At 41.6% G+C, this 26,403-nt stretch carries 24 protein-coding genes; 7 read left to right on the top strand and 17 right to left on the bottom strand.

Going from position 1 to position 26,403, the window contains the following annotated elements:
- Positions 1–27: 27 nt before the first annotated feature.
- From BANVL01_RS14120 to BANVL01_RS14085, 8 genes are all read right to left on the bottom strand, one after another.
- On the bottom strand, positions 28–1,338 hold the full coding sequence (locus BANVL01_RS14120; protein WP_066087490.1) for a DUF4139 domain-containing protein: 1,311 nt from the start codon (positions 1,336–1,338) through the stop codon (positions 28–30).
- 180 nt (positions 1,339–1,518) lie between these two features.
- Complete coding sequence (locus BANVL01_RS14115; RefSeq protein ID WP_066087493.1) at positions 1,519–2,604, bottom strand: 4Fe-4S binding protein; 1,086 nt, start codon at positions 2,602–2,604, stop codon at positions 1,519–1,521.
- 37 nt (positions 2,605–2,641) lie between these two features.
- Positions 2,642–3,448, bottom strand: a complete 807-nt coding sequence (locus BANVL01_RS14110) for a dimethyl sulfoxide reductase anchor subunit family protein (RefSeq protein WP_066087496.1) — start codon at positions 3,446–3,448, stop codon at positions 2,642–2,644.
- Positions 3,449–3,450: 2 nt separating this feature from the next.
- Positions 3,451–4,011, bottom strand: a complete 561-nt coding sequence (locus BANVL01_RS14105) for a 4Fe-4S dicluster domain-containing protein (protein ID WP_066087499.1) — start codon at positions 4,009–4,011, stop codon at positions 3,451–3,453.
- Positions 4,012–4,023: 12 nt separating this feature from the next.
- Positions 4,024–6,225 (bottom strand): molybdopterin-dependent oxidoreductase, encoded by a 2,202-nt coding sequence (locus tag BANVL01_RS14100; RefSeq protein ID WP_066087502.1) that lies wholly within the window; start codon positions 6,223–6,225, stop codon positions 4,024–4,026.
- The gene (locus BANVL01_RS14095; protein WP_066087505.1) at positions 6,219–6,842 is read right to left on the bottom strand and encodes a TorD/DmsD family molecular chaperone; all 624 of its coding nucleotides are present in this window, start codon (positions 6,840–6,842) and stop codon (positions 6,219–6,221) included. Before BANVL01_RS14095 ends, BANVL01_RS14100 begins: the two co-directional genes overlap by 7 nt.
- 1 nt (position 6,843) lies before the next feature.
- The gene (locus BANVL01_RS14090; protein ID WP_066087508.1) at positions 6,844–7,077 is read right to left on the bottom strand and encodes a hypothetical protein; all 234 of its coding nucleotides are present in this window, start codon (positions 7,075–7,077) and stop codon (positions 6,844–6,846) included.
- Between the two features lie 261 nt (positions 7,078–7,338).
- Positions 7,339–9,387 carry a molybdopterin-dependent oxidoreductase gene (locus BANVL01_RS14085; RefSeq protein ID WP_218010665.1) on the bottom strand — a complete coding sequence of 683 codons (2,049 nt, stop codon included), beginning with the start codon at positions 9,385–9,387 and terminating at the stop codon, positions 7,339–7,341.
- 131 nt (positions 9,388–9,518) lie between these two features.
- Here BANVL01_RS14085 and BANVL01_RS14080 point away from each other — a divergent pair, with 131 nt between their 5' ends.
- The 4 genes from BANVL01_RS14080 (at position 9,519) to BANVL01_RS14065 (ending at position 12,982) form a co-directional block, all read left to right on the top strand.
- Positions 9,519–10,079 carry a 4Fe-4S dicluster domain-containing protein gene (locus tag BANVL01_RS14080; protein ID WP_066087515.1) on the top strand — a complete coding sequence of 187 codons (561 nt, stop codon included), beginning with the start codon at positions 9,519–9,521 and terminating at the stop codon, positions 10,077–10,079.
- An 18-nt stretch (positions 10,080–10,097) separates the two neighbouring features.
- A complete protein-coding gene (locus BANVL01_RS14075) occupies positions 10,098–11,672 on the top strand; it encodes a PucR family transcriptional regulator (protein WP_066087520.1) in 1,575 nt (524 codons plus the stop codon).
- Between the two features lie 36 nt (positions 11,673–11,708).
- Positions 11,709–12,683, top strand: a complete 975-nt coding sequence (locus BANVL01_RS14070; protein ID WP_066087522.1) for a 2-hydroxyacid dehydrogenase — start codon at positions 11,709–11,711, stop codon at positions 12,681–12,683.
- A 104-nt stretch (positions 12,684–12,787) separates the two neighbouring features.
- Positions 12,788–12,982 (top strand): alpha/beta-type small acid-soluble spore protein, encoded by a 195-nt coding sequence (locus BANVL01_RS14065; protein WP_066087525.1) that lies wholly within the window; start codon positions 12,788–12,790, stop codon positions 12,980–12,982.
- Between the two features lie 105 nt (positions 12,983–13,087).
- On the opposite strand, the gene BANVL01_RS14060 is transcribed toward BANVL01_RS14065, so the two are convergent.
- On the bottom strand, positions 13,088–14,278 hold the full coding sequence (locus BANVL01_RS14060; protein WP_066087528.1) for a MalY/PatB family protein: 1,191 nt from the start codon (positions 14,276–14,278) through the stop codon (positions 13,088–13,090).
- Between the two features lie 213 nt (positions 14,279–14,491).
- Between BANVL01_RS14060 and BANVL01_RS14055 the strand changes: the two genes are divergently transcribed.
- The 3 genes from BANVL01_RS14055 to BANVL01_RS14045 all read left to right on the top strand — a co-directional run bounded on the left by BANVL01_RS14055 (position 14,492) and on the right by BANVL01_RS14045 (position 18,293).
- Positions 14,492–15,328, top strand: coding sequence for an SDR family oxidoreductase (locus BANVL01_RS14055; RefSeq protein WP_066087532.1), 837 nt, complete (start codon positions 14,492–14,494; stop codon positions 15,326–15,328).
- 228 nt (positions 15,329–15,556) lie between these two features.
- On the top strand, positions 15,557–16,945 hold the full coding sequence (locus BANVL01_RS14050) for a TldD/PmbA family protein (protein WP_066087535.1): 1,389 nt from the start codon (positions 15,557–15,559) through the stop codon (positions 16,943–16,945).
- Between the two features lie 4 nt (positions 16,946–16,949).
- Positions 16,950–18,293, top strand: coding sequence for a TldD/PmbA family protein (locus BANVL01_RS14045; protein WP_066087538.1), 1,344 nt, complete (start codon positions 16,950–16,952; stop codon positions 18,291–18,293).
- Between the two features lie 413 nt (positions 18,294–18,706).
- Here the strand turns inward: BANVL01_RS14045 and BANVL01_RS14040 are convergent, their stop codons facing one another.
- From BANVL01_RS14040 to BANVL01_RS14005, 8 genes are all read right to left on the bottom strand, one after another.
- Positions 18,707–19,567 carry a 3-hydroxyacyl-CoA dehydrogenase NAD-binding domain-containing protein gene (locus BANVL01_RS14040; protein WP_066087539.1) on the bottom strand — a complete coding sequence of 287 codons (861 nt, stop codon included), beginning with the start codon at positions 19,565–19,567 and terminating at the stop codon, positions 18,707–18,709.
- A gap of 49 nt (positions 19,568–19,616) precedes the next feature.
- Positions 19,617–20,393, bottom strand: a complete 777-nt coding sequence (locus BANVL01_RS14035; protein ID WP_066087542.1) for an enoyl-CoA hydratase/isomerase family protein — start codon at positions 20,391–20,393, stop codon at positions 19,617–19,619.
- A gap of 81 nt (positions 20,394–20,474) precedes the next feature.
- Positions 20,475–21,251 carry an enoyl-CoA hydratase/isomerase family protein gene (locus BANVL01_RS14030; protein ID WP_066096558.1) on the bottom strand — a complete coding sequence of 259 codons (777 nt, stop codon included), beginning with the start codon at positions 21,249–21,251 and terminating at the stop codon, positions 20,475–20,477.
- A 52-nt stretch (positions 21,252–21,303) separates the two neighbouring features.
- Positions 21,304–22,491 (bottom strand): CaiB/BaiF CoA transferase family protein, encoded by a 1,188-nt coding sequence (locus tag BANVL01_RS14025; protein WP_066087543.1) that lies wholly within the window; start codon positions 22,489–22,491, stop codon positions 21,304–21,306.
- A gap of 44 nt (positions 22,492–22,535) precedes the next feature.
- Positions 22,536–23,303 (bottom strand): SDR family NAD(P)-dependent oxidoreductase, encoded by a 768-nt coding sequence (locus tag BANVL01_RS14020; protein WP_066087546.1) that lies wholly within the window; start codon positions 23,301–23,303, stop codon positions 22,536–22,538.
- A 17-nt stretch (positions 23,304–23,320) separates the two neighbouring features.
- Positions 23,321–24,109, bottom strand: coding sequence for an enoyl-CoA hydratase/isomerase family protein (locus BANVL01_RS14015; protein ID WP_066087552.1), 789 nt, complete (start codon positions 24,107–24,109; stop codon positions 23,321–23,323).
- A 36-nt stretch (positions 24,110–24,145) separates the two neighbouring features.
- Complete coding sequence (locus BANVL01_RS14010; protein WP_066147902.1) at positions 24,146–25,057, bottom strand: acyl-CoA dehydratase activase; 912 nt, start codon at positions 25,055–25,057, stop codon at positions 24,146–24,148.
- A 13-nt stretch (positions 25,058–25,070) separates the two neighbouring features.
- A complete protein-coding gene (locus tag BANVL01_RS14005; protein WP_066087556.1) occupies positions 25,071–26,372 on the bottom strand; it encodes a 2-hydroxyacyl-CoA dehydratase subunit D in 1,302 nt (433 codons plus the stop codon).
- Between the last annotated feature and the right edge of the window lie 31 nt (positions 26,373–26,403).

Here is a 26,403-nt window from a genome sequence, read left to right as displayed (position 1 = left end):
TTCCAGACATTTCATTTTCAGCGATTATTAATCGTCAGACTTTTTAATCTCCATGTAAATAGAACGGTCACAGGTAATCCCGAAACTGATCGTTTTCTCTTCTTCAGGCGCTACCTCCGCCCAAAATTCGATATGGTTGGTGTCTACTAATTTAAATTCATCAGTTGATTCCTCAATCTTCCAAAAGCGATCGCTAATGTAATGGTTAATCTTAATCAGGACGCTTTCACTCTTGCGGTTTTTCAAAATGTATTCATGCTTTTCATATTCGAAGTTTTTCATTTTATAGCGTTTTAGGATTTTGCTTTCACAAACAATATCAAAGGCATTGCCGATATACAAGGAAATGTTTTCATCCTTCGTGGTGTGGGCAATACGGTCTTCGCCGATAAATTCAGTCGAATTCTCTACTGGGTCGTCTTGATAGACTTTAATCTTCCCTTTGGGCAGAGGGATTCCCATTCGATTAGGCACAGAATTCTTTATCTCGAGCATCACTTTCGGATTTTCACTATAGGAATCAAACTCGTAATAGCGTTTAAACGTACCATTTTCAACGTGGATAAACTTTATTTGTTTTTTCTGATTATCCTTTAAGGTGGTCGTTCCCTTTAACGTATAGATATGATAGTCTGCGAATGGCTTTTCCTCGAACTGTTCTTCCATATTCGTGAGGCTATAAACGACTGGCTCTATATAATAAGCTCTTCCCACTTCAGCAAGGTTCACATCTCCAGCTAAAACCTTTAGCTTGGCATCAAGAAAAGCAGCCCCTGAAAAATTATCAATTTCTACCCATCCGGTAAGGTCAAACGTCTCACATTTAAGCTTGAGCACATAATTAGATTCCCAGCTAATCCCTTTTGTTATGTAAGATACATTGATAGATTTAGAGTTTGATGGGCCCACTTTCCATACAAGTGCGGGTTTTACAATTAATTCATCGGGAAGTTTTGGCAAAATAATCTCCCCGTCCGGGTCAAGCACAATTTCTTTAGTGGCAGTATTTTCTAAAACTAGTCCGCCGCTCATACTTAGCAAGCGATACTCGGTTTTTACTTTCGTTTTACTATCTTGTAAAAGAACCGTATGATCCATATACTTTTCCAGCAGCTTTGCTTTATCTACTAAATCAAAATCATAGTTTAACTCTTGTACCTCAACACCGGAAACAATGATAGAATCGGTTTCAATCTTTTTGGCAACATCTAAATAATGAACAATGGTCTCATTCTCCTGCAGTGCATAATCCCTCGTCTCTTTCACAACAGCAAAATTGTCATTATAAATTGTTAATGATAGGTTTTGAGTATTAGCCGACGAAGATTTGTAGACCATAATTAGATTCCTCCAATTAATTAAGATATTTATTCATATCTTAACATAAATATCCATCGTACTACCAAAACTTCCTGTAAAATAATCGGATTATTCAGATAAACAACCAAAAAAAGCCCACAAATTGATGTGAGCTTTTACTCCAATTCTATATAACAGATGAAACCGAAACTGTAATTGTCAGTTCCTTTTCACCGCAAGCACAATCGTCTTGGCCAACAGTTTCCCATTCAGTTCGTCTTGAAGGAAAATATGTTGGAAAAAGCAAATCTCTTCGCACAGATGACAATCGACACATTTAGCGGGTTCAAGGTTAATCATGGTGACTCCATTCCCATTCTCTAGGGTTAAGGCACTGGTCGGACAGAGGATGGTACAGGCTCCGCAAAAATTACAGTCCGGTAAAATTGTCGGAAGCCGGCAATCTTTCCGTTTTTTTAAGTCTTCATTTTTCTGTATTTCAGCTAGAAATAGGTTTCGTTTATTAATATTTGGTAATACTGATTCGTTTGTTACCCTCTCGACAATCCTATTTGTCACTGCTGTCCATTCTTTTTTCACTTTTATCATATGATTCTCCTGGAGCTTTTCCTGATACGATTGAACTCCAGAGCCGCCTAATTCTTCACGGAGCGCAAGCTTATTGGTTGTCTTGATTTCACTTACTAATCTAGTAAAGAACGCCCGCCTGCTATTATTAAACTGCGTTTTCTGCCTAGATGGCTGGATTGTCGACGTGACGGACAACTGCTTTCCTGACATCGCTTCTCCTGCCCTCAGCTCCTTCCGCCAGACAACTTCTCCCATTGAGATCTCACAATCGCGACAGCTCTTTTCAGATTGATAGATAGAAAGATTGTCACAGTAGCTGCTAATAGTAACCCAGACCTCTCGTGGAATCATTCCTAAGCAAGGGACTGTTACCGCTGCAATCTCCGAATCAGAAATTTGCATTTTATCACAACGCAAGTAGACTCTTTCATTCTGTCCGCACATCTGAATAATAGTTGTTACAAGTTGATTGAGCGAAGGACGTTGTGATGATAAAGCACTCGTTGGACAAACAGTTGTGCAAAGGCCGCATTCAACACAGTGGTCATCGACTTCAATTTTGTTATTTTTAAACGTAATGCTGTTCGTTGGACAATTAGCTACACAGCTCTGACAGGTGCTTTTGGGTGAAATTAACCGTGAACATAGGTTTTGTTCGATATTCAGTGTCGACATTCCTTTTTCAATCACATTAACTAATTTGAAAAGATTCATTAGTCTTGACCTCCTCTCAGTGCGCAGCCCTTTCTACTTATAAATGAATGGCTGTCTCATAAAATTGGAACCGGGCAAGAAATTCGCTGACAAATAGAATGACAAATACGAGCGAATAAATTTTTTTATTCTGTATGTGCTGATTTTTAAAACAAAAGGTAAGAATTGCAAAGGCGATAACGAATGTGAACAGCCTAATCCAAAACAGCAATTGATGTGTCGTCAATCGGGCAGCCTCGACGGCTTGAGGCAAACCACCCTGTAGTGATGAAAAATAGACAATCATCACAATGGCTGCGAATATCAAAGCAGTAATAGAAATACCGGAAATATTGACAGAAAGTTCGCTGCGAATCGCTAAAAATGCGCCCACAAATAAAGGACCTAATATGAGCGAAGTTAAAAAGAAACTGAAAAGAGTGGTAACGCTGTTCCACGCTGGAATCGCTGGTATCATATAAATTTTTGCTGAGGAGAAGATGGCGATCACACCAATAGCGGAAGCAATTCCCCCAATCAAACCACGTTTACCAGCTTCGTCCTTAAGCCAAAACCATGTGTATAAAACACTTAAGCCAACAAATATCCCGTAAAACGTGACTTCACGACTTAACCATGAAACACCAATATTTAAAATGGCACGATAGGCTTCAAAGGGATGACCCAAATGCAAGAGCGAAATGATAACGGAAATAGCGCCAAGCACAACCAGTGAAATGGAGATCATCAGCCCCGATTGTCTTGAGATAGGACTCTTTTTCCTATCAAGCCACCATAGGGTCACAAATCCGCCAATTACAAGCTGTGACAAGATGGTAAAGATCACAAGAGGTAAGTCATGCATACTTAAAACCTCCTTGTTTGTTTGCCCGGTTTCGGCAAAATAAAATGAGTAGTTGGGTGTGTTATCGATGGATCGGCAAATGTCGGCACAACGCTGACGGCGTTTGAAGGTTGAACTTCATTATAGTCAACGATTTGAATGGCCTCCAACGGACATTTTTCGACACAGATTGGCAATTGACCCTCATCCAAGCGGTCATAACACATACTGCATTTATCCATCTTTTTCTTTACAGGATTATACTGTGGCACACCATATGGACAGGCCTTGCCGCACATTTGGCAGCCAATACACATGTTTTGATCATGGACAACTATCCCGTCCTCACGCTTCGTATAGGCACCCACTGGACAAGCCTTTTTACAAGCCGGCTCATCACAGTGGTTACAAGCAGTGGAAACAAAGGCACGGACAGGAGTTCCGACAAGGTTCTCCGGCAACTCTGTTACCCTGCGCCTTCGCATGTTTGGTTCAAGCTGATAAAAGCTTTTACACGAAATTTCACATGCGTGGCAGCCGATACAACGCTCAATATTTACTAAAAATCCCAGCTTTTTTGCCATCGTAGCTCCTCCTTATGCTTTCTCAATGTTTACAAAGTTATCGTGAAAAGCGATTCCACGCTGCCCTTTTTGGTATTCACCCATATCTTCCTGTAAGGCTTTAACGGTAAAATTCTCGGTGTAATTAACACCCTTCCACCAGCCTTCATACATGACAACCGTATCTGCCGGCACCATCTTTGTTATTTTTGCTGGCAGCGTCATATAGCCGGTCTCATTGATGATTTTTACCATGTTGCCATCCTTAATTGACTTTTTCTTTGCCAAATCCGGATGAATCTCAAGAAACGGATGGTCTTGAATCGCCATAAGCCAGTCTTGATGTTGGAATTGACTATGGATACCAAATTTCCAATGTGGCGACATACAGCGAATCGGATATTCCTTCGGTGCCTTGTACTCTTCAGTAAATACTGGTAATGGATGATGACCATACTCTACAGCCTTTTTAGAATAAAATTCATACTTGCCAGATGGTGTCCTAAATTTTAAATCCTGCCAAGCAACGGTTATGCTTTCATTCGCTTTGGCTGTTCCGCCGTTTTTCCGAAGGTCGTCCCAGCTCTTTACACCGAACAACTCCTTAATATCATCATTTAACTCTTTTTCGACCCATTCAAGCGGGTCTCCGGATACAGGGAACGTACATGAACCCAGTTCTAACTGATTTAATTTCTTCGATAAGCCCATCGCAATTTCTAAATCACTCTTCGTTTCATAAAGCGGTTTAATCGCTTGTTCATTAACGTTCATCCAATAGTGCCAATAGCTGACATTTATCCCTGCCGATTCAAATGGGGTTGTCACCGGTAGAACAATATCCGAATATTCAACCGTCTGATTCATATATAAATCAGCGGTTACGACTAAATCCATTTGATCAAATGCCTTTTTGACAACCGCAGGTTCAGGATCTTGAGCCAATGGGTTACGGCAGGCAATCCACATCATCTTAATTGGCGGCTCATTCGCTGCCAACACCTGTGCACCGAAGTTGTTCATGTTGACGAAGCGATCTTTTTCACCGCCGCTGCCTTCAGGAGCACCGAAGCTCATCGTATGGTAATTAAATCCCCATGTTTCGCCGCCAATATAATTGACACCGCCGCCTTTTTTGCCAATATTTCCAGTAATTGCAGCTAAGGCATCTATCGCCCGCACCATCGCCCCGCCGTTTACATGACGCTGCATCCCAAAGCCAATCCAAATATTGGCCGGCTTGGCTGTAGCGTATTCTCGAGCAATACGTTCGATGACAGGCTTTGGCACACCTGTTTTTTCAGCAGCCCATTCAAGCGTAATATTCTTTTTCACATAAGAGGAAAATTCTTTAAAACCAATGGAATTCTGACTCACCCACACTTTGTCATACAATTGATTGTCAATGATGTAGCGAATCATCCCAAGGGCGAGCGCGCCGTCTGTACTTGCTTTCACTTGAATATACTCATCCGCTTTCGAAGCTGTTTGGGTTATGAGCGGATCAATCACGACCAACTTTGTCCCTTTCTCTTTTGCCTGTTCAATAAAATACATCGAGTGTGCAGATGTCCAGGACGGATTGGCCCCCCAAAGAATAATATAATCGGCGTCAAGAAATTGTTCCGGGTCATTGTTATAAGCAACTCCCATATCAAAGCCTTGGGCGTCAGAACCTGCAGGATCACATGGCGTTCCTTGCGCACGTGTTGTATAGCCGATACTTGAAAGCATGCCTTCCGTTGCATAATTTAATATATTAAAGTTGCCCGAATACTTATTTAAACAAATCGGTAACGTACTGCCGTATTCCTTTTTTATCTCAAGGATTTTTTTCGCAATAATCGTGTAAGCTTCATCCCAGCTAATCCGCTCCCAGTTTCCTGACCCCCGGCCTTTTTGGCGCATCGGATATTTAATCCGATCTGGTGAATAGACAACACGTGGATAGGTGTTTCCTTTCACACAAAGGCGCCCTTTCGTATAGGTGTTCTTCTCATTTCCGGTAATAAAGGTGATTCTGCCGTCCTCCACTGTAGTTAAAATGGAACACGTATCATAGCAATTTCGTGGGCAAGCATTATAGAACTGCTCCACTTTTCCGTTTGTTTTGGCAGCTGCCTTTGGAATTAACCCTTTAGTGGCCTTTGTGCCGGCTGCTCCTAAACCTAATAATGCACTTAAGGAAACAGACCCCTTTATAAAAGTTCGCCTTGAAATCGATTCTTTCAACATAACGGACCCTCACCTTCTATCAAACTTTTTTCTAGTAATATAAATCCTTTTAACAGATAGCCAAACGCTAAGGTAATCTGGTTTTGACTATGTTCCTCGATTCGAGCCCAATGTTGATCCACCCATTTTAAAAGGTGTTTTTCCAAAAATAATTGTAGAACTTTGTTCTTATCTTCGGAGCCTAATAAATGAAGGATAAATTCTAATTCGAACTGGATATGATCATCTGGCAGCCCGCCTTCATTGGCTACCTGCAGTCCTTCATAATAATAGAATCTTCGAACTTTCAATGTTTCTGCCTGCATCACGGTGCCTTCAAAGTTTTGATAGCTTGACTCAAATGGTGAAGCTAATAATTTATTTGGTCCGACAAACAAACGGTTAAAATCAAATTCAAATGTTTCTAGTGCTTGATCTGTCAAATTCTGGAGCTGTTGAATTGCTTTTCTTCCCCAATCATTCGACTGAAGTGAATGCTGTCTTTCAAGCATTTCTAATAATTTCCCCCATTCTGCAGAAGGAAGTTTTAACAAATCTCCCCTGTAGTAATGCAAGAATAATTGATACATAAACAACCGTTCTTCCTGGTTTATATTGTTGATTTCTGTATAGATCATCTTATTCGCCCTCTTTATTTGACGAGACTTCTTGCTTAACCTTCTCGAACTCCAGCTTTTCTTCGTTTGTTAATTTCATCTCTTCTTTTACCACAGGATGAGGATCACCGACATAATCTTCGTTTGGCACGAAATTAATTTTTGCTTTTATATTGTCATCTGCCTGCTGCTGACAGCCTAGAAGTAAAGCTGCGACTATTGAATTCATAAGGAGAAATAGAATTATTTTCTTCATCGTGGTAACTCCCTTCAGGATTATAGATAAAGAATACCATGTTAAATGGTGAGCAAATGTATAAGACTCTACAGTCTTTCGGAATGGATGGTGTAAAAAGAATGAATCAGGCGTTCTTGTCACAGTTTGCTCAAATTTTCACAATAATTTAGACACATTTCCAATCATCGAGGCAAATAAATGAAAAAAGTATGAACACCCATCTAAATAGCAAACAGTATTTGTCTGTTTTGCCATCAGATAGCATCATTCATACTTTTTCTAGAGTTTCGCTATATTTACTTGCAGGTCATTTAAGGCATTCCCTTTTCCGCCTGTTACGAATTCCCCCATATCAGCAGGTGTAAAGGTGAGCAGCTTATTTATAAGCGGATGATTCGGATGGATCACTAAGGTATGGTGATTTACGTCTTCAGAATACCTGGCACGTATCACAATTTCCCCATTTTTATTAAATACCCTTATCAAGGAACTGGCACGAATCCCTTTTTCCTTTGCAAGCGATGGATGGATATAGATACATGGCTCTTTATTAATTTTCTTATAAGATGGTAAGTTTTGAAATTGAGAATTGATCCGAAACGGTTCATGGTTTAATAGCAAGGTAAAAGGATAATTTTCACTCCTTCTATTATCTAACAATGCCATGCCAAAAGGAGATAGCTGAATTTCCCTCGCCTGTTGTGAAAAAAGTTCAATTTTACCCGACGGAGTTTTAAACTCCAACGCTTCCCATGCTGTTTTCGGGACATTGACTCTTCGCGGACCCTTTAGTAATTCACGCCAACACTCTATCTGGAGCGATTGATAAAACTCATCCGTGAATTCCTGTTCAATAAATTCCTCATCAGTCAAATCACTTGGAAAGGCACTAAAATCCTCCTCGTATTCATTTAACCTTTTGGATAACATCCTCGCAATTTCAAGCTCGCTCTTACTTTCATAATAAGGCGGAATGGCTGGCTGATTTATACTAATCCAATGGTGCCAATAACTTGCGACAAGATCCCACTCTTCAAATTGAGTAGTCGCAGGCAAAACAATGTCAGAGTATTGGGCAGTTTCTGTTAAAAAATGTTCTACGGTAACAATCAATTCCAATGATTGAAGGGCTTTCTTTAGCTGCTGAATATTCGCACTCTGTGTGAGTAAATTTCTACAGGTAATCCAAAGAAATTTAACAGGGGGATCTTGCTGCTTTTGCAAATCATTTGCGAAATTATTGAAATCTAAAGGTCGAACGCCATTTGCTTTTTTCTTATCAGTTGGTAAATAGTTTAAAATATTGTAGGTGAACTTCCAGGTAGTCCGTTGTCCGAACTGAACTCCACTCCCTTTATGACCAATATTCCCCGTGATTGCTGCAAGAGCATTGACTGCACGAATATTTTGACCGCCATTTTGATGGCGCTGCATGCCAAAACCTAGCCAAATATAGACGGGCTTACTTCTCCCAAGCCTTTCCGCTAAGAATTGAATCGCTTCTATCGTTTGTCCGCATTGCTGCAATGCTTCTTCCATTGAAAGCGGCTGAATATATTCCTGTAATTCATCCCAGCCATTCGTATGTGCCTCAAGAAATTCAGCATCGTATAAGTTATGTTCAAGGATATATTTCGCCACGGCAAGAGCTAAGGCCCCATCACTTCCAGGCTTGATTTGGATAAAGGTATCAGACTTTTTCGCCGTTTCCGTATAGACAGGATCAATCGTAATGACCTTTGCTCCCTGCTTTTGGGCTTCATAAATATAATTCATCGCATGAATCGATGTCCAAACCGGATTAATCCCCCAAAGAATGATTGTTTCCGCATGAAGGATATCTTCCATATCTGAGGTTTGGTGTTCCCCATAATCATAATAAATCGCATCCATCCCCGGCGCCCAGCATGGATTGCCAACAGCTCTTGAAGTTCTTCCTAATCCATTGAAGAATCCTTCCATGGCATGGTGCAGTACTCCCATGTTCCCTGAATATTTATTAAGTCCTAATGACAAATGGGAATCATACCGATGATATAGCTCAATTATCTTTTCTGCGATGATATCTATCGCTTCTGACCAGGAAATTCGCTGCCATTGCCCGCTGCCGCGCGGGTACTGTCTCATTGGATATTTCACTCGATCTGGGTGATAGACATTATTGATATAATTATAGCCTTTCGCACATAACAAACCTTTTGTATAGCCGTGCTTCGGATCACCGGTAACCTTATGTAGGCGTCTATTTTTTGTATATCCAAGCATGCTGCAAGAACTATAGCAATTGCGCGGACATACATGGCGAGTAATCGAATAGGTTTGATCCAACATGCCTCCTCCTTATCCTTGTCGAAATTGTTCTAAACTTGTTGCATTTATCTTCAATTCCTTTTAAAGAAACATATATACTAAGTATATAGGGAAAAACCATTAATAATAGGTAAAAAGGTGATCATTTTATGAAACAGCTAGGATTTCTTGTCCATACTGAAAAGTGTTTAGGCTGTCGTTCTTGCGAGTTTTCCTGTAAAAATGAACATGGACATGAGGGTTCCTTCAGGAGAAAAATCCACTCGATAGAAGATGAAGAAAGTAAAAAGGGGCATAGTTTTCACCATTTTTCCATGGCTTGTAATCACTGTGAAAACCCGGCATGTATGGCTGCTTGTCCAGAAGGTGCCATTAAGAAGAAGCCTAATGGAGTTGTCCTAATTGATAAGGCGAAATGTTCTGGGTGTGGGAAATGTGAAACCGCCTGCCCTTTTGATGCCATTAAAATGAACCCGCTAACAGCGAAGGCGGATAAATGCGATATGTGTTATGAGAGGCAGCTGCAAGGAAAAACTACAATCTGTGTTTCTGCGTGTCCGGTCACAGCGCTTGAAATCATTGACATTAACGACCCAAAGTATAGCCATTATGATAAAGCGATTTATGGATATGAAATGAAAAAGATGACGAATCCATCCATACGATTTCACAAGATAAAAGTAGATATCCAGCATTTTTGGTGTAGATAAAAAGGAGACTTCAACATTATGCTCACCCTTCAAGAAATAATAAGCGCCTCCCCCTTTCATCACGCCGAAATAATTGGCGGTTGGGAAGGAAAGGAACGGCATTTTACAACCATTCAAAATAATTCAATCCGGCTAGAGGAACCCTCCTTAGTCCTCCTTCCAAAATCAGTAAGCACAGTCATACAACTGAATGAATACCTTTCTGTTCCATATGTTCAAGGAATTCTTATCTATGGAAATGAAGACCTATTTATCCCAACTACCACTATTGACGCCGCTGATACTTATAAAAAACCGGTTTTACTGATCAATGAAACGAACCCTGACAGTATCATCCAAAAGTTTGCTGATCTCCAACACCTTAAAACTTCGGGTCTGTACCACTATGTTTGGGAACGTTCTACCAGCTATTGGCTGCAATTGATGAATGACAGAGGTTTGGCATGGGTACTCCATCGTCTTCGGCTCTTTCTAGGTCAAGAAATCCTTTTAGTAAATAAGGAGTTACAGATTTTTTCAATAGATGAAGGAAATTGGACAAGTGTCCATGAGCCATTTTTAAATTCCATTGCCAATCAGCATGTAACCAACAATCAAGGAACCTTTTCTTTAATAAAACGTGGTGCCGATGATTATCTTCTTTTTCAGTTACATTCTGGAGAAAAGCATTTTGGATATATCCTTTTTCAAGAACTGCCCGGGATGATGATTGACATAAGTATCGAACAAATTACTCATGCCCTGCCAGCAATTGTTACATATTTAATGAAGGAGGAGGCTGTTATGGAGGCACATCGTTCCTATAAACAGCATTTCCTTTACAATCTTCTCTATAATAATTTAGAATCTGAGCAGGGGTTAATCTCACAGGGAAACCAATGGGGCTGGGACTTCACGATACCTACCCAACTAATGGTGATGAGATTAAATGCCAAATCAGACATTCCAAAATTGACGATCGATCTAGAAGCGATAATCCGGAAAATCCGTTCACTCGTTTCTTCAGCCTTCCTACAGGCAATCATCTTCCCCATTCAGGGCAATATTGTCATCATTGTCTTTGATAACCGTGACAATACGCCTAAAAAACGTAAAGAGTTCATGATTTCCTTGGCTAATAAAATTCAAAAGGAGATCGAATATGCCCAGCCAAACATGGAATGCCACATTGGATTGGGGCGGCATTACCCGTCTAATATGGAGTTGTTTCGCAGCTTCTATGAAGCAAAGGTTGCACTGGAGTTGGGAAAGTTTGAGACGAAAAAAAATTCCGTTCGGCATTTCGAGGATATTGGAATTGCAAGACTTCTTTCTAATATTCATAATGATTTACTGCATGAATACTATCAAGAAACATTGGGGGAACTCATTCTTTTAGATGAAACGAATGATGATTTTTACCTTGAAACATTGGAAGTATTTTTTTATAACAATGGTGATATTAATCAAACCGCTGAACATCTTTATATTCATCCAAACACACTAAGGAAGCGGTTAAAAAGGCTTGAGTCTATCTTAAATATTGATTTCAATCAGCTGGATGACATGCTAAAAATATTCGTCGCCATTAAAATTATGAAAATGCTAAAATAAACGGATAAAGGATAAAGCGAGAGGAGCTCACTCCTAATGAACAGAAAAATTATTGCCTATAACTTTGTATTAACTGAAGCCTTTGAAAAATTAGATGACACCTTTGATGTAGAAATTTTTGAAGGGATTAACCCAAAAACAGACTCGAATTTTTTAAAGGCCCTCCAAGAGGCTGAAGGGATTGTCGGCCTTGCACTCCCGGTTGATAAAGAATTACTGGACCGGGCTCCGAATTTAAAAATTGTTGCGAATAATTCCACGGGCTATAACAATCTCTCAATTGAAGAGATGACAAAGTGCGGCGTTATGGGGACTCATACCCCTGGAGTTCTAGAAGATACAACGGCCGATGCCATCTTTGGCATACTCCTTGCGGCGGCACGGCGTATTCCAGAGCTTGATCACTTCGTAAAGGCTGGCGATTGGAAGCAGCATTTAACGACCGAACAATATGCAGTCGATGTCCATCATAAAACATTAGGGATCATTGGCATGGGGAAAATCGGTTCAATCATCGCTAAACGTGGGCATTTCGGCTTTGATATGAATATTTTATACCATAATCGCACTCGTAACTTGGAGGCCGAGGAAAAATATCATGCTGCATACTGTGACCTTGATACATTGCTAAAGGAATCCGATTTTGTTTGCCTAATGACCCCGCTTACACCTGAAACAGAGAATTTAATTGGCGAACGAGAATTTAAATTGATGAAAAAATCCTGTATTTTTGTCAATGGCTCGCGTGGAAAAACAGTTGATGAAAAGGCGCTGATCGAGGCATTAAGAACTAACGAAATTCATGGCGCTGCCTTAGACGTATACCCAACTGAGCCGATAAAACCGGATCATCCCCTGCTTCAGTTTGCTAATGTTGTGACCACTCCACATATCGGGTCATCCACCTATGAAACCGAACTAAAAATGGCCATGCTTGCAGTCGAGAATTTGCTGGCAGGATTAACGGGTAAACGTCCTAAGAACTTGATTAATACAGATGTGTTGAACTAATTAATAGTACGCTTTTTTGAAACGAATCAGTATTGTTAAATAGGACAAAGTATATACGAGCAATTTTTTAATTGCTCAAAAAACTTCGGCGGGAGTGATGGATCATGGCTAGAAACAAACTTTTGGTTCCGGGTGCAGACAATGTTCTGGATCAAATGAAAGAAGAAATTGCGGGCGAGTTTGGAGTTCAGCTTGGTGCTGATACGACCGCACGAGCAAACGGTTCAGTTGGCGGCGAAATGACAAAACGTCTTGTCTCCTATGCTGAACAATCATTACGAAATCAACAGGGTAAATAGCCTGGGATTTCAGAATCAGGGTGTCCCAAGATTATTGGGTCACCCTTTTTCGTTGTGGACAGGCACCTGTATTCCCTTCACCCTCTATCAAGACCGGGACATCCCTTAGCTGATACCTGCAAATTCCCTTGCAATCCGTTCAAATGCTTCTTTAATCATCGGTCGCGGTGATGGGATACAAATTCGTTGATACATTAACCCTTCCTCGCCAAACATTTTTCCGTCCTCCAGTAAAACATTCGCTTTGTTATAAATCCGATCATGGACATCTTCAGGAGTGAGACGATACTCACTAAAATCTAGCCACATAATATAGGTCCCCTCCGGGATTCTCACTTTCACTTTCGGCATTCTTTCTGCTAGGAACTTGACTACCCATTCCATCGTCCCATCAATATATTCCTTTAGCTGCTCCAACCACTCTTCACCCTCATTGTATACCGCGATAAGTGCTGAAACGGTAAAAGGGGATGGTAAATGCATGCCCATTACACTGTTGAATGTTTGCCTAAGTTCTGGATTTGAGATAATCACATTTGTACAATGAAGTCCGGCAAGATTAAACGTCTTGTTGATCGCTGTAAATGTAATAATAGGATCTACATCATCAACGACTTTTGCGATTGGAATAAAGGATTGATTACGTCGAACTAGATCTCCGTGAATTTCATCTGCAACAATAAGCACATCATTTTTTGCACAAATATCGGCTAATTTTCTTAACTCGTTCACATTAAAGACTCTTCCGGTTGGATTATGCGGGTTACATAAGATGAACATTTTTGTCCGTTCTTCTTTTGCCCTCGCTTCAAAATCGGAAAAATCGATATGATAATACCCTTTTTCATCACAGATAAGTGGATTATTGATGAGTTCTCTGCCGTTAGCTTCAATCGAAGCTGTAAATGGCGGATAAACGGGCCGTTGGATAATGATTCCATCCCCCGGATTGGTAAATGCGCGCACCGCAACATTCAAAGCATGAACGGTTCCAGGGCTATAGATAATCTCTTCCTTGTTAATCTCCCAATCATGCCTCTTTTTAAACCAATGTTGCACTGCCTCAAAATACTCTTCGGGAAATATAGAATACCCAAAAATTCGATGATCAACGGTTTTATGTAAGGCATCTATTAATGGCTGCGGTACTGGTAAATCCATATCCGCTGTAAATAACGGGATGGTATCTTCATCATATCGTTCAGTAAAACCCATATCCTTTAATAACTGTCCGCCATCCCACTTAATGGAATAAGTCCCCCGCCGATTGATCATTTCATCAAAATTATATTTCATGCCAATTCCACCTTCCTTTATGATTTACAGTTCTAAGGCTATTTTGTCTCCCTAATTAATATCCTAACCTATTTTGGAGAACCCTTCCATTTTTAATCGTATCTAACGACCGCATCCTTTTTTGCTTTAAAAAAGTAGAATCATAATTTTCCTATACAATCCCCTCTGTATTAAGGTTTAATAAAGATAAAAGGAATTTTTTAAGGAGAAGTCATGAGCAAAAAAACGGCTATCGTTACGGGGTCCTCGAGCGGCTTTGGTTTGTTGTGCGTCATCGAACTGGCATTGAAAGGCTTTACAGTCATTGCGACAATGAGAGATAGTAATAAAGCGAAACCATTAATAGAACGTGCTAAAGAAAACAATGTGGCTGAATTCATTCATATTCAACCACTTGATGTCACATCGGCTGATACTATTGATAACTTTAAAACAATTCTATTTGAATATCCATCTGTAGATGTGCTGGTAAACAATGCGGGTTTTGCACTGGGAGGATTTAGCGAGGAGCTTTCACTAGAAGATTACCGGCGGCAATTTGAAACCAACTTCTTTGGTGTGATTGCTGTGACCAATGCAGTCCTTCCATTTATGAGAACTAGAAACCAAGGCAGAATTATCAACATGGGCAGCATTAGCGGGAGAATCGGATTTCCCGGTTTATCTGCTTATACATCATCCAAGCATGCGCTTGAAGGTTATAGCGAAAGCTTAAGACTTGAGCTCAAACCTTTTGGGATTGATGTGTCAATAATCGAGCCGGGATCGTATCAAACCAATATTTGGTCTAGCGTCGACCAGATGGAAAACCATGCTGATTCACCCTATTTATCCTATATGGAGAGTATGCTAAAAGAAATGGAAACCGGAAAAGCAGAACATGGCAATCCCATTGAAGTGGCTAAATTAATTGCTCAAATTGCCTCACAGCAGAAATCTCCAGCTCTTAGATATCCGATTGGAAAAAGTGTAAAGAAAAATCTGTTTCTAAAAACGATCCTGCCTTGGAAAACCATCGAAGCTGTGATAATCAAAAAACTAAAGCAATAACCAACAAGTGGCGCTAGTTAATCTGCCAAGTCACCAACGTAATCACTCAATCTAAACTCGGGCATCAATAACGGATGTCCGTTTTGATGGTTAAAGCAATCCTTCAGAGGTAAAATTAACCATAATGAAGAAAAATGTTGTATGATAAATAGGTATCATCCCATAGGCAGATTCTAACTTAAAAAATCAGAATCTTTATATTATTAAAAAGAATCAGGGAGGTCTAAAATGCTAAGCCAATCATTAATTGAAGACGTACTAACAGCGGCTTTATCAACTGGCGGGGATTTTTCGGAGATTTTCGTCGAGGATCGTTTTACGAATAACTTTACCTTGCAGAGTGGAAAAATTGAAACCTGCCTTTCCGGGCGTGATTTTGGGATTGGCATCCGTGTTTTTAAAGGATTGCAAAGCGTCTACGCCTATACAACCGATCACAGTAAAGAAGGTCTTCTGAAAGCAGCTAAAAATGCCGCACAGGCGATTAGCGGGAAATCAATCATTCAGCTGGCCCCTTTTGTTCACGAGTCAGTCGAAAACATCCATCCTATCCACCTCAACCCGCAAGAGGTCGATAAATCCCGCAAGGCATCGATCATGAAAAATGCTTATGATACGGCAAAAAACTACCATTCTAGTATTTCACAGGTTACGGTCCGTTACATGGATGAAGAACAAAATGTCCTGATTGCCAATTCAGAAGGGAAATTTGCCGAAGACAAACGAGTGCGTTCAAGGCTGGCGATTCAGGCAGTAGCAGTGCGTGATAACCAAATGGAAACAGGTTTTCATGGACCGGGCGCCCATCAAGGCTTTGAATTTTTTGAGAATTTAAATATCGACCATTATGCGAATGAAGCAGCCAGAATTGCTGTGACGATGTTAGACGCAAGCCCATGTCCAAGCGGGAAATTCCCTGTGATTATCGATAATGAATTCGGCGGCGTTATTTTTCATGAAGCCTGTGGCCATGGATTAGAGGCTACCGCTGTTGCGAAAGACAACTCTGTGTTTGCGAACCGCATTGGCGAAAAGGTTGCACCGTCCATTGTTACCTATATCGATGACGGCACGATTCAAAATGAATGGGGTTCCATCAATATGGATGATGAAGGCGAAAAGGCGCGCAAAAATGTTCTTATTGAAAATGGTATTCTCAAAGGCTATTTAATTGATAAATTTAATTCAAGACGAATGGGCATGGAATCGACTGGTTCGGGGAGAAGACAATCCTTCCGCTTTGCGCCGACCTCGAGGATGACAAATACGTATATTGCCCCAGGAACATCAACACCTGAAGAAATCATCGCCAATACCGAACATGGTATTTATACCAAATATATGGGCGGCGGTCAGGTTAACCCGGCTACAGGTGATTATAACTTTACGGTTATGGAAGCGTATGAGGTCAAAAACGGTAAGCTCGGTAAGCCATTAAAAGGGGCAACCTTAATCGGAAATGGACCTAAAACCTTGCAGCTTGTCGATATGGTCGGAAATAATTTAGGACATGGGGCTGGAATGTGCGGTTCGCTTAGTGGAAGTATTCCGGTTAACGTCGGACAGCCAACGATCCGTGTTAGCGAAATTACCGTCGGTGGGACAAAGGGGGAATAAGTGCATGAATATACAGGAATTTCAAGCGAACCTATTTAGTGCGGCACTAGCCAGCGGTTTTACGGATGTTGAAATCTATTATGAAAAGAAAGAAGTATTTGGCTGCCAAATATTCAAAGGGGAAATTGATCAATATGAAATTGCCGAAGACGGCGGCGTTTCCTTCCGTGGGATATTTAATGGAAAAATGGGCTATGCCTATACCGAAAAAATCGACGATGCCTCCATCCCCTTCTTGTTGGATAACGCGAAAGAAAACACGTTGATTATAAATGATGAAGATAGTGAAGAAATCTTTTCCGGCAGCAGTCACTATGAGCATGGAAACTTTTTCTCTACAGCCTTAAATGAGATAACCATTCCTGAAAAAATACAATTTATTAAAGATGTGGAACGTGAATTACTCGCATTAGATCCAAGAATTGTTGCGACCGACTATTGCATGATTCGGACAGAATCGGTTTCGCGATCTCTTTCAAATAATAAAGGTTTGTCATTATCGGATGAAATGAATTATTTGTATGCCATCGTGGAAGCGATTGTGAAGGACGGCGAGGAAACAAAAACATCATTTGAATTTACAGTATCTAAAGACTTCCATAACTTAAATGCAAAGGAAATCGCCAAAAAGGCCGCTGAAGAAGCACTTTCTCAATTAGGTTCGAAGAATATCGAGAGCAAAGAATATCCGGTGCTTTTGAGAAATGATGCTGCAGCAAGTCTTTTGGCAACATACTCGTCAAATTTTTCAGCGGAAAATACACAGGCAGGGATTTCATCCTTAAAGGATAAGCTGGGTAGCCAGATAGCAAATCAAAAGATTACCATTGTTGATGACCCATTCCTTGAAGATGGTCTTGCCACCAGGACGTTTGACAGTGAAGGGGTTGCAACTAAGAAACTTACATTAGTAGAATCAGGTGTGCTGCAATCCTTACTTCACAATCAAAAAACAGCAAAAAAAGAGCAAGCTGAAACTACTGGCCATGCCCATAAGGATTCCTATAAAAGTGCTGTCAAGGTGGGTCCATCTAATCTATATATTGAACCTTCCGAGCTCTCCTTCGAAGATTTGCTCGCTACCATGGGCGAAGGTATTTTGATTACAAGTCTATCTGGCTTGCATTCAGGAGCAAACACAGTTTCAGGTGACTTTTCACTTGCTGCAAGCGGGTTCTATGTTGCAGATGGTAAGGTTCAATACCCGGTTAATTTAATGACGATTGCAGGTAACTATTATCAATTATTGCAGGATGTCGAGGAAATTGGCTCTGATTTAACGTTTCCGCTTTCACCGATTGGATCTCCATCGGTTTTAGTTAAATCGTTATCGGTTACAGTAGAATAATAGTGCTTTTTCGGTGGGGATCCAACTGGATTCCCACTTTATTTGTGATTTTGCAAAAAATAACTTCCAAAGAAGTGTTTCAAAATGAGTTACACCCTTTTTTAGGATTGTTTTGCGGTTTTTACATAAGAAAATGGCTTGAATTTATTGTTTATTTGCGAATAATCATCACTTATTTGCGAATCTACCCATTTTATTTGCGAATCGGAAATTTCAGCAGGAAAAGCAGGCTTGCAATATTCTAGTATTCCTACATTTTGATTTTATCGGCGAATAGTACAATATATCGGCTATGGGAAAATGTAAGATAATAGCCAAAAAAAAACGCAAATAAGTTGCGGTTTCTCGCAAGTTATTTACGTTTTATCTATAATCCTCAGTTCCTAGATCAACGACATTGAAGTTATTTACGTTCATTTTTGTAATTCTTCATATTCATAGAAACCGCGGCCTGTTTTCCGGCCGTAGTGGCCTGCCCGAACTAGTTTGCGCAATAACGGTGCAGGGCGGTATTTGGAATCAGCTGTTTCTTCGTAAAGGGTATCGATAACCATCAGCAGCACGTCCAGTCCAATCATGTCTGCCAAAGCTAACGGACCAATCGGGTGGTTTGCCCCTAGTTTCATCCCCAGGTCAATATCTTCCTTGCTGGCAATCCCTTCTCGAAGAACAAAGATTGCCTCGTTAATCATTGGCGCCAAAATTCGGTTAACTGCAAACAAAGGTGCTTCGTTAACTGTTATCGTCTTTTTACCAAAGGTTTCACATAAATCTTTGGCTATCAGATAGGTTTCATCCGAGGTATCATTGCCGCGGGTAATTTCGACCAGTTCCATTATTGGTACTGGGTTAAAAAAGTGAGTGCCAATAACTCGATCTGGCCGCTTGGTGGCTGATGCCATTTCGGTTATGCTCAAACCGGATGTATTGGAACAAAAAATCGTGTCCGGTTTGCAAATTTGATCAATCTCGCTGTATAGCTCCTTCTTTTTATCGATATTCTCGATGATAACCTCGAAAACTATGTCAGCTTCCTTCAAATCTGCTAAGCTAGTGGTTGCTATCAACCGATCCATTATTGTTCCAACTGAGTCATTAATTCTCCCTTTAGCTGACAGCTTCTCTAAGCTTTTGCGAATACTGCCGATACCTTTGTTTAAAAATTCCTGTTGTAAATCAGATAAGATAACTTGGAAGCCAGCACAGGCAGCTACTTGGGCGATTCCCGTTCCCATGCTCCCGGCCCCAATCACTCCGATCTTTTTAAGCGACATTTAAATCCCTCCCATTCTGCTTTGTTTTATGTCTTAATTTTTATTCCGGTTAAATCCCCTTAAATTCTGGAGCACGTTTTTCAAGGAAAGCGTTCAATCCTTCTTGAATATCTTCCGTTGCTAATAGGTGAGCTTGAACCATGATTTCTTGCTCTAAAAAAGCCTCCCAAGGGAGTTGGACAGAATGATTCAGCATCTTTTTTACATATTTATTACTTACTGGCGGTCCCTTTAAGATCACCTGGGCAAATTCACTTGCTTCCTGAAGCAAATCACCTTCCACCACCTTATTGACGATGCCCCAGTTCTTTGCCTCTTCCATTCCAACAATCTTACCGGAAACAATCCATTCCTTGGCAATGGCCATTGGTACTCGTTCCGATAATAACTTCATTAAGCCAAGATCAGGAATCACTCCCAGATTCACAAAGCTTAACCCAAACTTCGCTGAGCGGTCAGCGACAATAAAATCGGAAGCTAGTGCAAGACTAAACCCGGCTCCAGCAGCATATCCATGGACAGCAGAAATCACATATTTCTCCATATTCAGAATGATTCTTGTTAGGTTAATAGCCTTTTGCAGATAATTGGCGATTTCATCGGGTTTCGTAAACTGCATGATGGTTTCCAAATCTCCTCCGGCGCAGTAAGATTTCCCTTCGCCTGATAGGAGAACCACTTTGACTTCGGCATTTTTATCCAGGCTTAACATTGCTTCAGTAAGAGATTCTACTAAATCGGTTGAAAGTGAGTTCAACTTCTCTGGACGACTGAAAGAAATAGCACCAATTCCGTTTTGAATACTTATCTTAATAGCTTCAGCCATATTTGCCTCTCCCTTCTTTCAAAAGTTATTATTTCTTAAAAAATCTGATGGATGAAGGTATAGTGCCCTAAAAAAAGGGTGCTACTTCCCTTGAAACCTTGGCTTTTCCTTCGCTAAAAATGCCCTTGCACCTTCCTTTTGATCTTCCGTGGAGCAAAGCTCTTTAAACAACTCAGCCTCTAGGTTTAATGCATCCGCTAGCGGTAGATCCAGCCCTTTAGTAATAGCCTTTTTGGCCGCGCCGATTGCAAATGGTGCCTTTTTCTGAATCTTGGCAGATAAGCTAAGAGCCTGACTTAGGGCTTCCCCGCTAGGAACGAGAATATCCACTAATCCAATTCGGTATGCTTCACTAGCCTCAATAACATCACCGGTAAAAATAAGCTCTTTAGCTTTACCAGCACCGACCAATCTTGGTAATCGCTGAGTTCCGCCGTACCCTGGAATAATTCCTAAATTCACCTCTGGCTGACCAAATTTCGCCTTTTCTCCAGCAATTCTCATATCACAAGCCATGGCAAGTTCACAGCCAGCTCCAAGCGCAAATCCGTCAATAGCCGCAATAACCGGGATGTCAAAGGCTTCAAGCTGATCAAAAATACGCTGGCCGATTTTCGTCAGTTCATAACCTATTTCTGGCGTTATATCGAGAAACTGCGTGATATCTGCCCCGGCAACAAATGCTTTCTCTCCGGCACCGGTAATGATGATTGCCTGTGCATTGGAATTGCGCTTTAGCTCTTCAAGTGTTTGTTCAAACTCATCCATAATCTGGCGGTTAAGTGCGTTAACTGGCGGATGATCAATCGTGATAACTGCCGTCTTGTTTTCAAAATGAAGTTTAACTAATTTTTTCATTGACAAAATGTTTCCTCCTTGAATATCTAGCTACTATCTACGAAAAAGTCTTTTAACTGAAAAGGCCTGTATTGGCCAATTCCTCAATTTCGGTTTGAGAGTATCCTAGACTTTTCATAATTGCGTCGGTGTTTGCCTGTGATAGCGGAATCCCTGTATGCCGATACTCAGGTAAAGACTCCGAAAACTTAATCGGATTGGCAATCTGTTTTATTTTGTTTCCATTTGGTCCGGGAACCTCTACAACCATTCCCCGCTCCCGAACAAGCGGACTATCTAATACTTCAGAAAGTTTAAGGACTGGCTCAACGCAGGCATCCGCTTCATTGAATAGGTCCATCCAATCTTCTAATGTTCTCGTTCTAATAATCTGGCGAATCTCTTCCTTGATTGCGGTTCCATTCTTTGGTGTCACTCCACCTGTCGCAAAGTCAGGCCTGCCAATCGTTTGGCAAAACTGTTTGAAAAATTGCGGCTCGACACCGCCAAAACTCAAGTATCTGCCGTCTTGCGTTTCATAATAATCATACAAAGAGCCTCCATTAACAAGGTTTTCTTCCATTCCCACGTCTTTCCCATCGACTAAATAGGCAGCCCCTTGCATGAACGAATTGAAGGCAATCATTCCGTCGGTCATCGAAACATCAATATGCTGCCCCTTACCAGTCCGCTCTCGATAAATGACAGCTGACAGAATGCCAATTATGGCATTGTTAGAACCTGAAGCAATGTCTCCGATTTGCACTCCTAAAAGTGGCGGTCCCGACTCTTTTTTCCCTGAGTATGATGCGACGCCTGACATCGCTATGTAGTTAATGTCGTGTCCCGCCCGAGTTCTCATCGGACCTGTCTGCCCATAACCAGTTAACGAGCAATAAATCAGTCTTGGGTTTACCTTTTTAAGGCTCTCGTAATCGAGATGTAATTTCGCCATCACGCCCGGGCGAAATTGCTCAATGATAATATCGTACTCACCCAGAAGCTGGTGAATCACTTCTCGTGCACGAGAATCCTTAAGATTTAGGGTCATGAGCTTTTTATTTCTGCTTAATTGCGCCGACACGGATGACAACATTGTCTCAGGCAGGAAAGGCGGCAAAAAATCAACCACATCAGGTCTAGTTCCTGATTTAATTCTAAGAACATCCGCTCCCATATCAGCCAGACACATGGTCGCATAAGGTCCCGGAACCAAAGTACTAAAATCTAGTATTTTTAAACCTTCAAGTGCTCCAGCCATCTATATTCTCCTTTCTGAATGTTTCATTTATTGACTAATCTCGTTTATTTCGCTGGCAGCTGCGCTGCCCCGTCCAGCATTATCGTCGTTCCATTAAGATAAGGATTCTCTACAATATGACTAACCGTTGCCGCATATTCTGACGGTCTGCCCAACCTTTTCGGGAAAGGAATATGCTGCGAAATCTCCTGCTTAAAGGACTCAGGCATGCCGCTAGACATTTGTGTATCGAAAAGACCTGGTGAAATGGAAACAATCCGCATTCCGTAATCCCCAATCTCACGGGCAATGGGAAGCGTCATGCCGACCACTCCGGCTTTGGAAGCACTGTAAGCCGCCTGTCCCAACTGACCGGCAAAGGCCGCCGCCGAAGCTGTATTGACAATAACACCCCTCTCCCCATTTTCATCTGGCTCATTCTTCAGCATTTCTTGTACTGCATACCGGACCACGTTCATTGTCCCGATTAAATTTACCTGTATCACTTTATTAAACATATCCATTGGAAAAAGTCCCTTCTTTGAGTGGACCTTTGCCGCATATATCAGACCTGCACAATTGACCGCCACATGAATAGCACCAAACACCGAAGTAATCTCTGCTACGGCATCGCGGACGGAGCTTTCATCACTCACATCTGTCCTGCAGAAAACGGCGGATTCACCAAGTTCCCTCGCCAGATTCTCCCCGCGATCCTCATTCATATCTAAAATTCCAACTTTAGCGCCCTTTTCAACAAACAATCGTGAACATGCCTCACCGAGACCCGATGCACCGCCGGAAATGATAAACACACGATTTTCTAATTTCACTTTTTGTCACCTTCCTCTCAATAACCCTTGAATTCAGGTTTGCGTTTCTCAGCGAATGCTTTAAGTCCCTCGGCAAGATCGTAGGAGCGGACATGCTGCCTGAGGTTTAGCATCTCGTGGCGCAATGCTGCATCCTGCGTTTGATCCACAGATGCGTTCGCCACTTCCTTCATTCGACGGAGCACCAATGGACTTTTTGTAGCCAGTTTCTCAACAAACTTCTCCACTTCCAGACCAAGGTCCCCATCCGGAACAACCTGGTTCACCAAACCAAACCGTTCAAGTTCGGCTGCAGAAAGAAAATCGCCGCTGAAGAGGAGATACTTAGCCCGGTTGAGTCCGATTTTCCTTGGTAGTATTGCCGCGCCTCCTGCACCGGGAAATACACCAAAGTTAGAGTGTGCATCACCGATTTTGGCACTTTCTGCTGCATAAACGATATCACAGCACATAACAAGTTCCAGTCCCCCTGCCAGTGCAAGACCGTTAATCGCGGCAATGACTGGCTTTGGCATTTTCCGAATCAGTCCGCACACCTCATCAAATTGATCGAGGAAGTCTTTCATCCCCGGTTCGGAATGATTAAGTGAGGATAGCACGTTTTTTAGGTCTGCCCCAGCACAAAAGGCTTTCCCTGTCCCGGTAAGGACAATTGCCTGAACTGTACTGTCAGATTGGCATTCAGATAGTACAGTCTCCAACTCCATGAGCATGGTTGATGATACCGAGTTCATCTTTTCAGGACTATTTAAAATAATCCAAGCGCCGGCACCCCGACGCTCAAATTGGATTGTTTCGTACTTCATGATCTTCTCCCTTCCGTTCCGATGTCTAAATGTGGTTTAGGTGGTCTTGTTCAGTTGATAATTCTGTATTGAACAACTCGCACAATCTTTTGCAGGTGCCCGGGACTTATCTAAATCTTGTTCCTCTTCTACCTTTTTCCTAATCCCTGTTGCAAAGTCATTTGCGAATAAAGCTGCCCCTAAGGCACCAACTATCTGGGGTTCGCTAGGGATAAAAATAGAAACACCTAATGATTTTTCTAAAGCATGGACCAAGCCTATATTTTTAGCGCCTCCACCTGTCATCATGACTGGCTTCTGCATCCCAACACGGCCAACCAATCCTTTCATTCTCCCTGAAATGGCCTTATGCATTCCGGAGAGAATGTCAATCGTTGAGTGTCCTTCAGCAACTAAGGAAATGACTTCTGACTCCGCAAATGTTGTACACATGCTGCTGATTTTGATATCTGCATCAGATTGCATCGACAACTCTCCAATTTCAGTCAGTTCAACATCTAATGCCCTAGCGAGTACTTCTAAAAATTGGCCGGTACCGGCAGCACATTTGTCATTCATGGCAAAGTTTTTAACGTTTCCTGACGGGTCGACTGCGATTACTTTACTATCCTGGCCGCCAATATCAATCACCGTCTTTACTTCGGGATAAAGATAGTTGGCCCCCTTTGCATGGCAGCTTATTTCCGTTAGATTCTTTCCGGCAATTTCTAATCGTTTCCGTCCATAACCAGTACTTACTGTAAAAGCGATATCATCGAGTCCCAATCCCGCTTTGTCCAGTGCCTCATCAATTGCCATGGTAACCGCTTTTTGACTAACAAATCCCAGCTGTTTAACGCTGTGTGAAACAATTTGCTTATTTCCGTCGATAATTACTGCTTTGCCGGTTAGTGAACCACTATCCACACCCATTGTGAAAAAGGAAGAACCATCTGTTTTCGATGTCATCTAACTCACTCCTTTATCTGCTTTTCTGAGCTTCTAGGCTTTCAATTAGGGCTTCGATTCGGGTGTTGACGAGTTCTTCCTTGTAGAATGAATCGTCTACCATGTCACCTTCAAACGAAGTAGATTGGATGCCCATCTTTTTATTCAGGTTTTCAGCTAACAAGAAATGTGAACGGGAGAACGATCGGCATGTTCTTGCACCATGAAAGACAATACCATCGATGGAATATTCCTTGGATAATGTCATCATCCGTTCCTCTGTTATCGGATAACCAAGATTTAGTTGGCATTCAAGGTGATTAATCGCAATTCCCCTCAGCGGATGTTCAGGGTCAATCGAATCTGGTTCATGCCAGAAGGCCATATGTGTATATCGGCCAGCGACTACTGTGGCATCATAACTGGCAAACTTATCAGCCATCCAGCCAAGCTTATTCCAATTCATGATTCCTTCCCAGAAAATGCGATACTTTTCGGTCGGAACAGCACTTACACCATTGTCGAGCCTCTCTTGTACTTCCGCTTTAACCGCTTCCATTGCTTCTATTGTTCCCGGCCATGCTGTGAGATAATTGACCGGTGCAATTTGAATGGACCAATCGAAGAAGCTGGCAGGAGCTGGTTTCGCCTTACATAGTTCCATAGCCTCCATCCGAAGTTGCCCAACCTTCTTGGTGACACCCATTAACTCTTGAAATTTATCCCAATTATAAGGCTTCCCGCTTATTACCTCTAAAAACTTAATCAAATCTTCAAACTGTCTTTCAACGTATTTCACATTTTCCTCAAACTCTTCCCCTTTCATATAAGTAGAGCCGTTACGACCCATATGATACGGAATGACGACATTGAACCACGGGATTTTTTTACCAAAGACACGCTCGATGGCCCAATCCCACTGTGGACCTGTTGAACAGCCTGGATAGCAGGTTACAATAGCGTCAGGCGCCGGTATTTCGGTTGCAATTGGACCTGGCATTAAATCATCCGGGACCCCAAATTCAGCGAACATCGCACAACCCATCTGTGTTCGGGCATAGGAGCAAAGTTCACGATTAAATCCGCGGTTCTCTGCAAAGGTTTGCGGTTCTTTTTCCTCGTGTCTCGCTGCTACACGTGCACCGTACCCTTCTCCATGGATCCACGCCAAATCCTGAGCTGCCATAAATGGACCAATTGGCAGACCAGTCGTATAAATGACCTTTTTGCCAGTCTTCTTAGCATTAATTAGATCCTCCCAATACTCATTGACCAGCTTGTTAACCAATTTTCCTGATTTTAGCCTATTCGCTCTTTTCGCTTCCTGTACTGCCATTTATCATCATTCCTTTCTATTTTTGTTACAA

It is taken from the genome of Neobacillus novalis NBRC 102450 (assembly GCF_001591805.1).
Lineage (GTDB): Bacteria > Bacillota > Bacilli > Bacillales > Cytobacillaceae > Neobacillus > Neobacillus novalis.
This window is presented reverse-complemented; position numbering and strand designations above follow the sequence as displayed.

Excerpts from the sequence above, each read along its gene's own strand:
- BANVL01_RS14060 (WP_066087528.1), bottom strand. The coding sequence starts at position 14,278 with ATGAAATATAATTTTGATGAAATGATCAATCGGCGGGGGACTTATTCC.
- BANVL01_RS14005 (WP_066087556.1), bottom strand. The coding sequence starts at position 26,372 with ATGGCAGTACAGGAAGCGAAAAGAGCGAATAGGCTAAAATCAGGAAAA.
- BANVL01_RS14050 (WP_066087535.1), top strand. The coding sequence starts at position 15,557 with ATGCTAAGCCAATCATTAATTGAAGACGTACTAACAGCGGCTTTATCA.
- BANVL01_RS14045 (WP_066087538.1), top strand. The coding sequence starts at position 16,950 with ATGAATATACAGGAATTTCAAGCGAACCTATTTAGTGCGGCACTAGCC.
- BANVL01_RS14090 (WP_066087508.1), bottom strand. The coding sequence starts at position 7,077 with ATGAAGAAAATAATTCTATTTCTCCTTATGAATTCAATAGTCGCAGCT.
- BANVL01_RS14095 (WP_066087505.1), bottom strand. The coding sequence starts at position 6,842 with ATGATCTATACAGAAATCAACAATATAAACCAGGAAGAACGGTTGTTT.
- BANVL01_RS14055 (WP_066087532.1), top strand. The coding sequence starts at position 14,492 with ATGAGCAAAAAAACGGCTATCGTTACGGGGTCCTCGAGCGGCTTTGGT.
- BANVL01_RS14040 (WP_066087539.1), bottom strand. The coding sequence starts at position 19,567 with ATGTCGCTTAAAAAGATCGGAGTGATTGGGGCCGGGAGCATGGGAACG.
- BANVL01_RS14105 (WP_066087499.1), bottom strand. The coding sequence starts at position 4,011 with ATGGCAAAAAAGCTGGGATTTTTAGTAAATATTGAGCGTTGTATCGGC.
- BANVL01_RS14035 (WP_066087542.1), bottom strand. The coding sequence starts at position 20,393 with ATGGCTGAAGCTATTAAGATAAGTATTCAAAACGGAATTGGTGCTATT.
- BANVL01_RS14030 (WP_066096558.1), bottom strand. The coding sequence starts at position 21,251 with ATGAAAAAATTAGTTAAACTTCATTTTGAAAACAAGACGGCAGTTATC.
- BANVL01_RS14115 (WP_066087493.1), bottom strand. The coding sequence starts at position 2,604 with ATGAATCTTTTCAAATTAGTTAATGTGATTGAAAAAGGAATGTCGACA.
- BANVL01_RS14080 (WP_066087515.1), top strand. The coding sequence starts at position 9,519 with ATGAAACAGCTAGGATTTCTTGTCCATACTGAAAAGTGTTTAGGCTGT.
- BANVL01_RS14100 (WP_066087502.1), bottom strand. The coding sequence starts at position 6,225 with ATGTTGAAAGAATCGATTTCAAGGCGAACTTTTATAAAGGGGTCTGTT.
- BANVL01_RS14110 (WP_066087496.1), bottom strand. The coding sequence starts at position 3,448 with ATGCATGACTTACCTCTTGTGATCTTTACCATCTTGTCACAGCTTGTA.
- BANVL01_RS14025 (WP_066087543.1), bottom strand. The coding sequence starts at position 22,491 with ATGGCTGGAGCACTTGAAGGTTTAAAAATACTAGATTTTAGTACTTTG.
- BANVL01_RS14070 (WP_066087522.1), top strand. The coding sequence starts at position 11,709 with ATGAACAGAAAAATTATTGCCTATAACTTTGTATTAACTGAAGCCTTT.
- BANVL01_RS14015 (WP_066087552.1), bottom strand. The coding sequence starts at position 24,109 with ATGAAGTACGAAACAATCCAATTTGAGCGTCGGGGTGCCGGCGCTTGG.
- BANVL01_RS14075 (WP_066087520.1), top strand. The coding sequence starts at position 10,098 with ATGCTCACCCTTCAAGAAATAATAAGCGCCTCCCCCTTTCATCACGCC.
- BANVL01_RS14065 (WP_066087525.1), top strand. The coding sequence starts at position 12,788 with ATGGCTAGAAACAAACTTTTGGTTCCGGGTGCAGACAATGTTCTGGAT.
- BANVL01_RS14010 (WP_066147902.1), bottom strand. The coding sequence starts at position 25,057 with ATGACATCGAAAACAGATGGTTCTTCCTTTTTCACAATGGGTGTGGAT.
- BANVL01_RS14120 (WP_066087490.1), bottom strand. The coding sequence starts at position 1,338 with ATGGTCTACAAATCTTCGTCGGCTAATACTCAAAACCTATCATTAACA.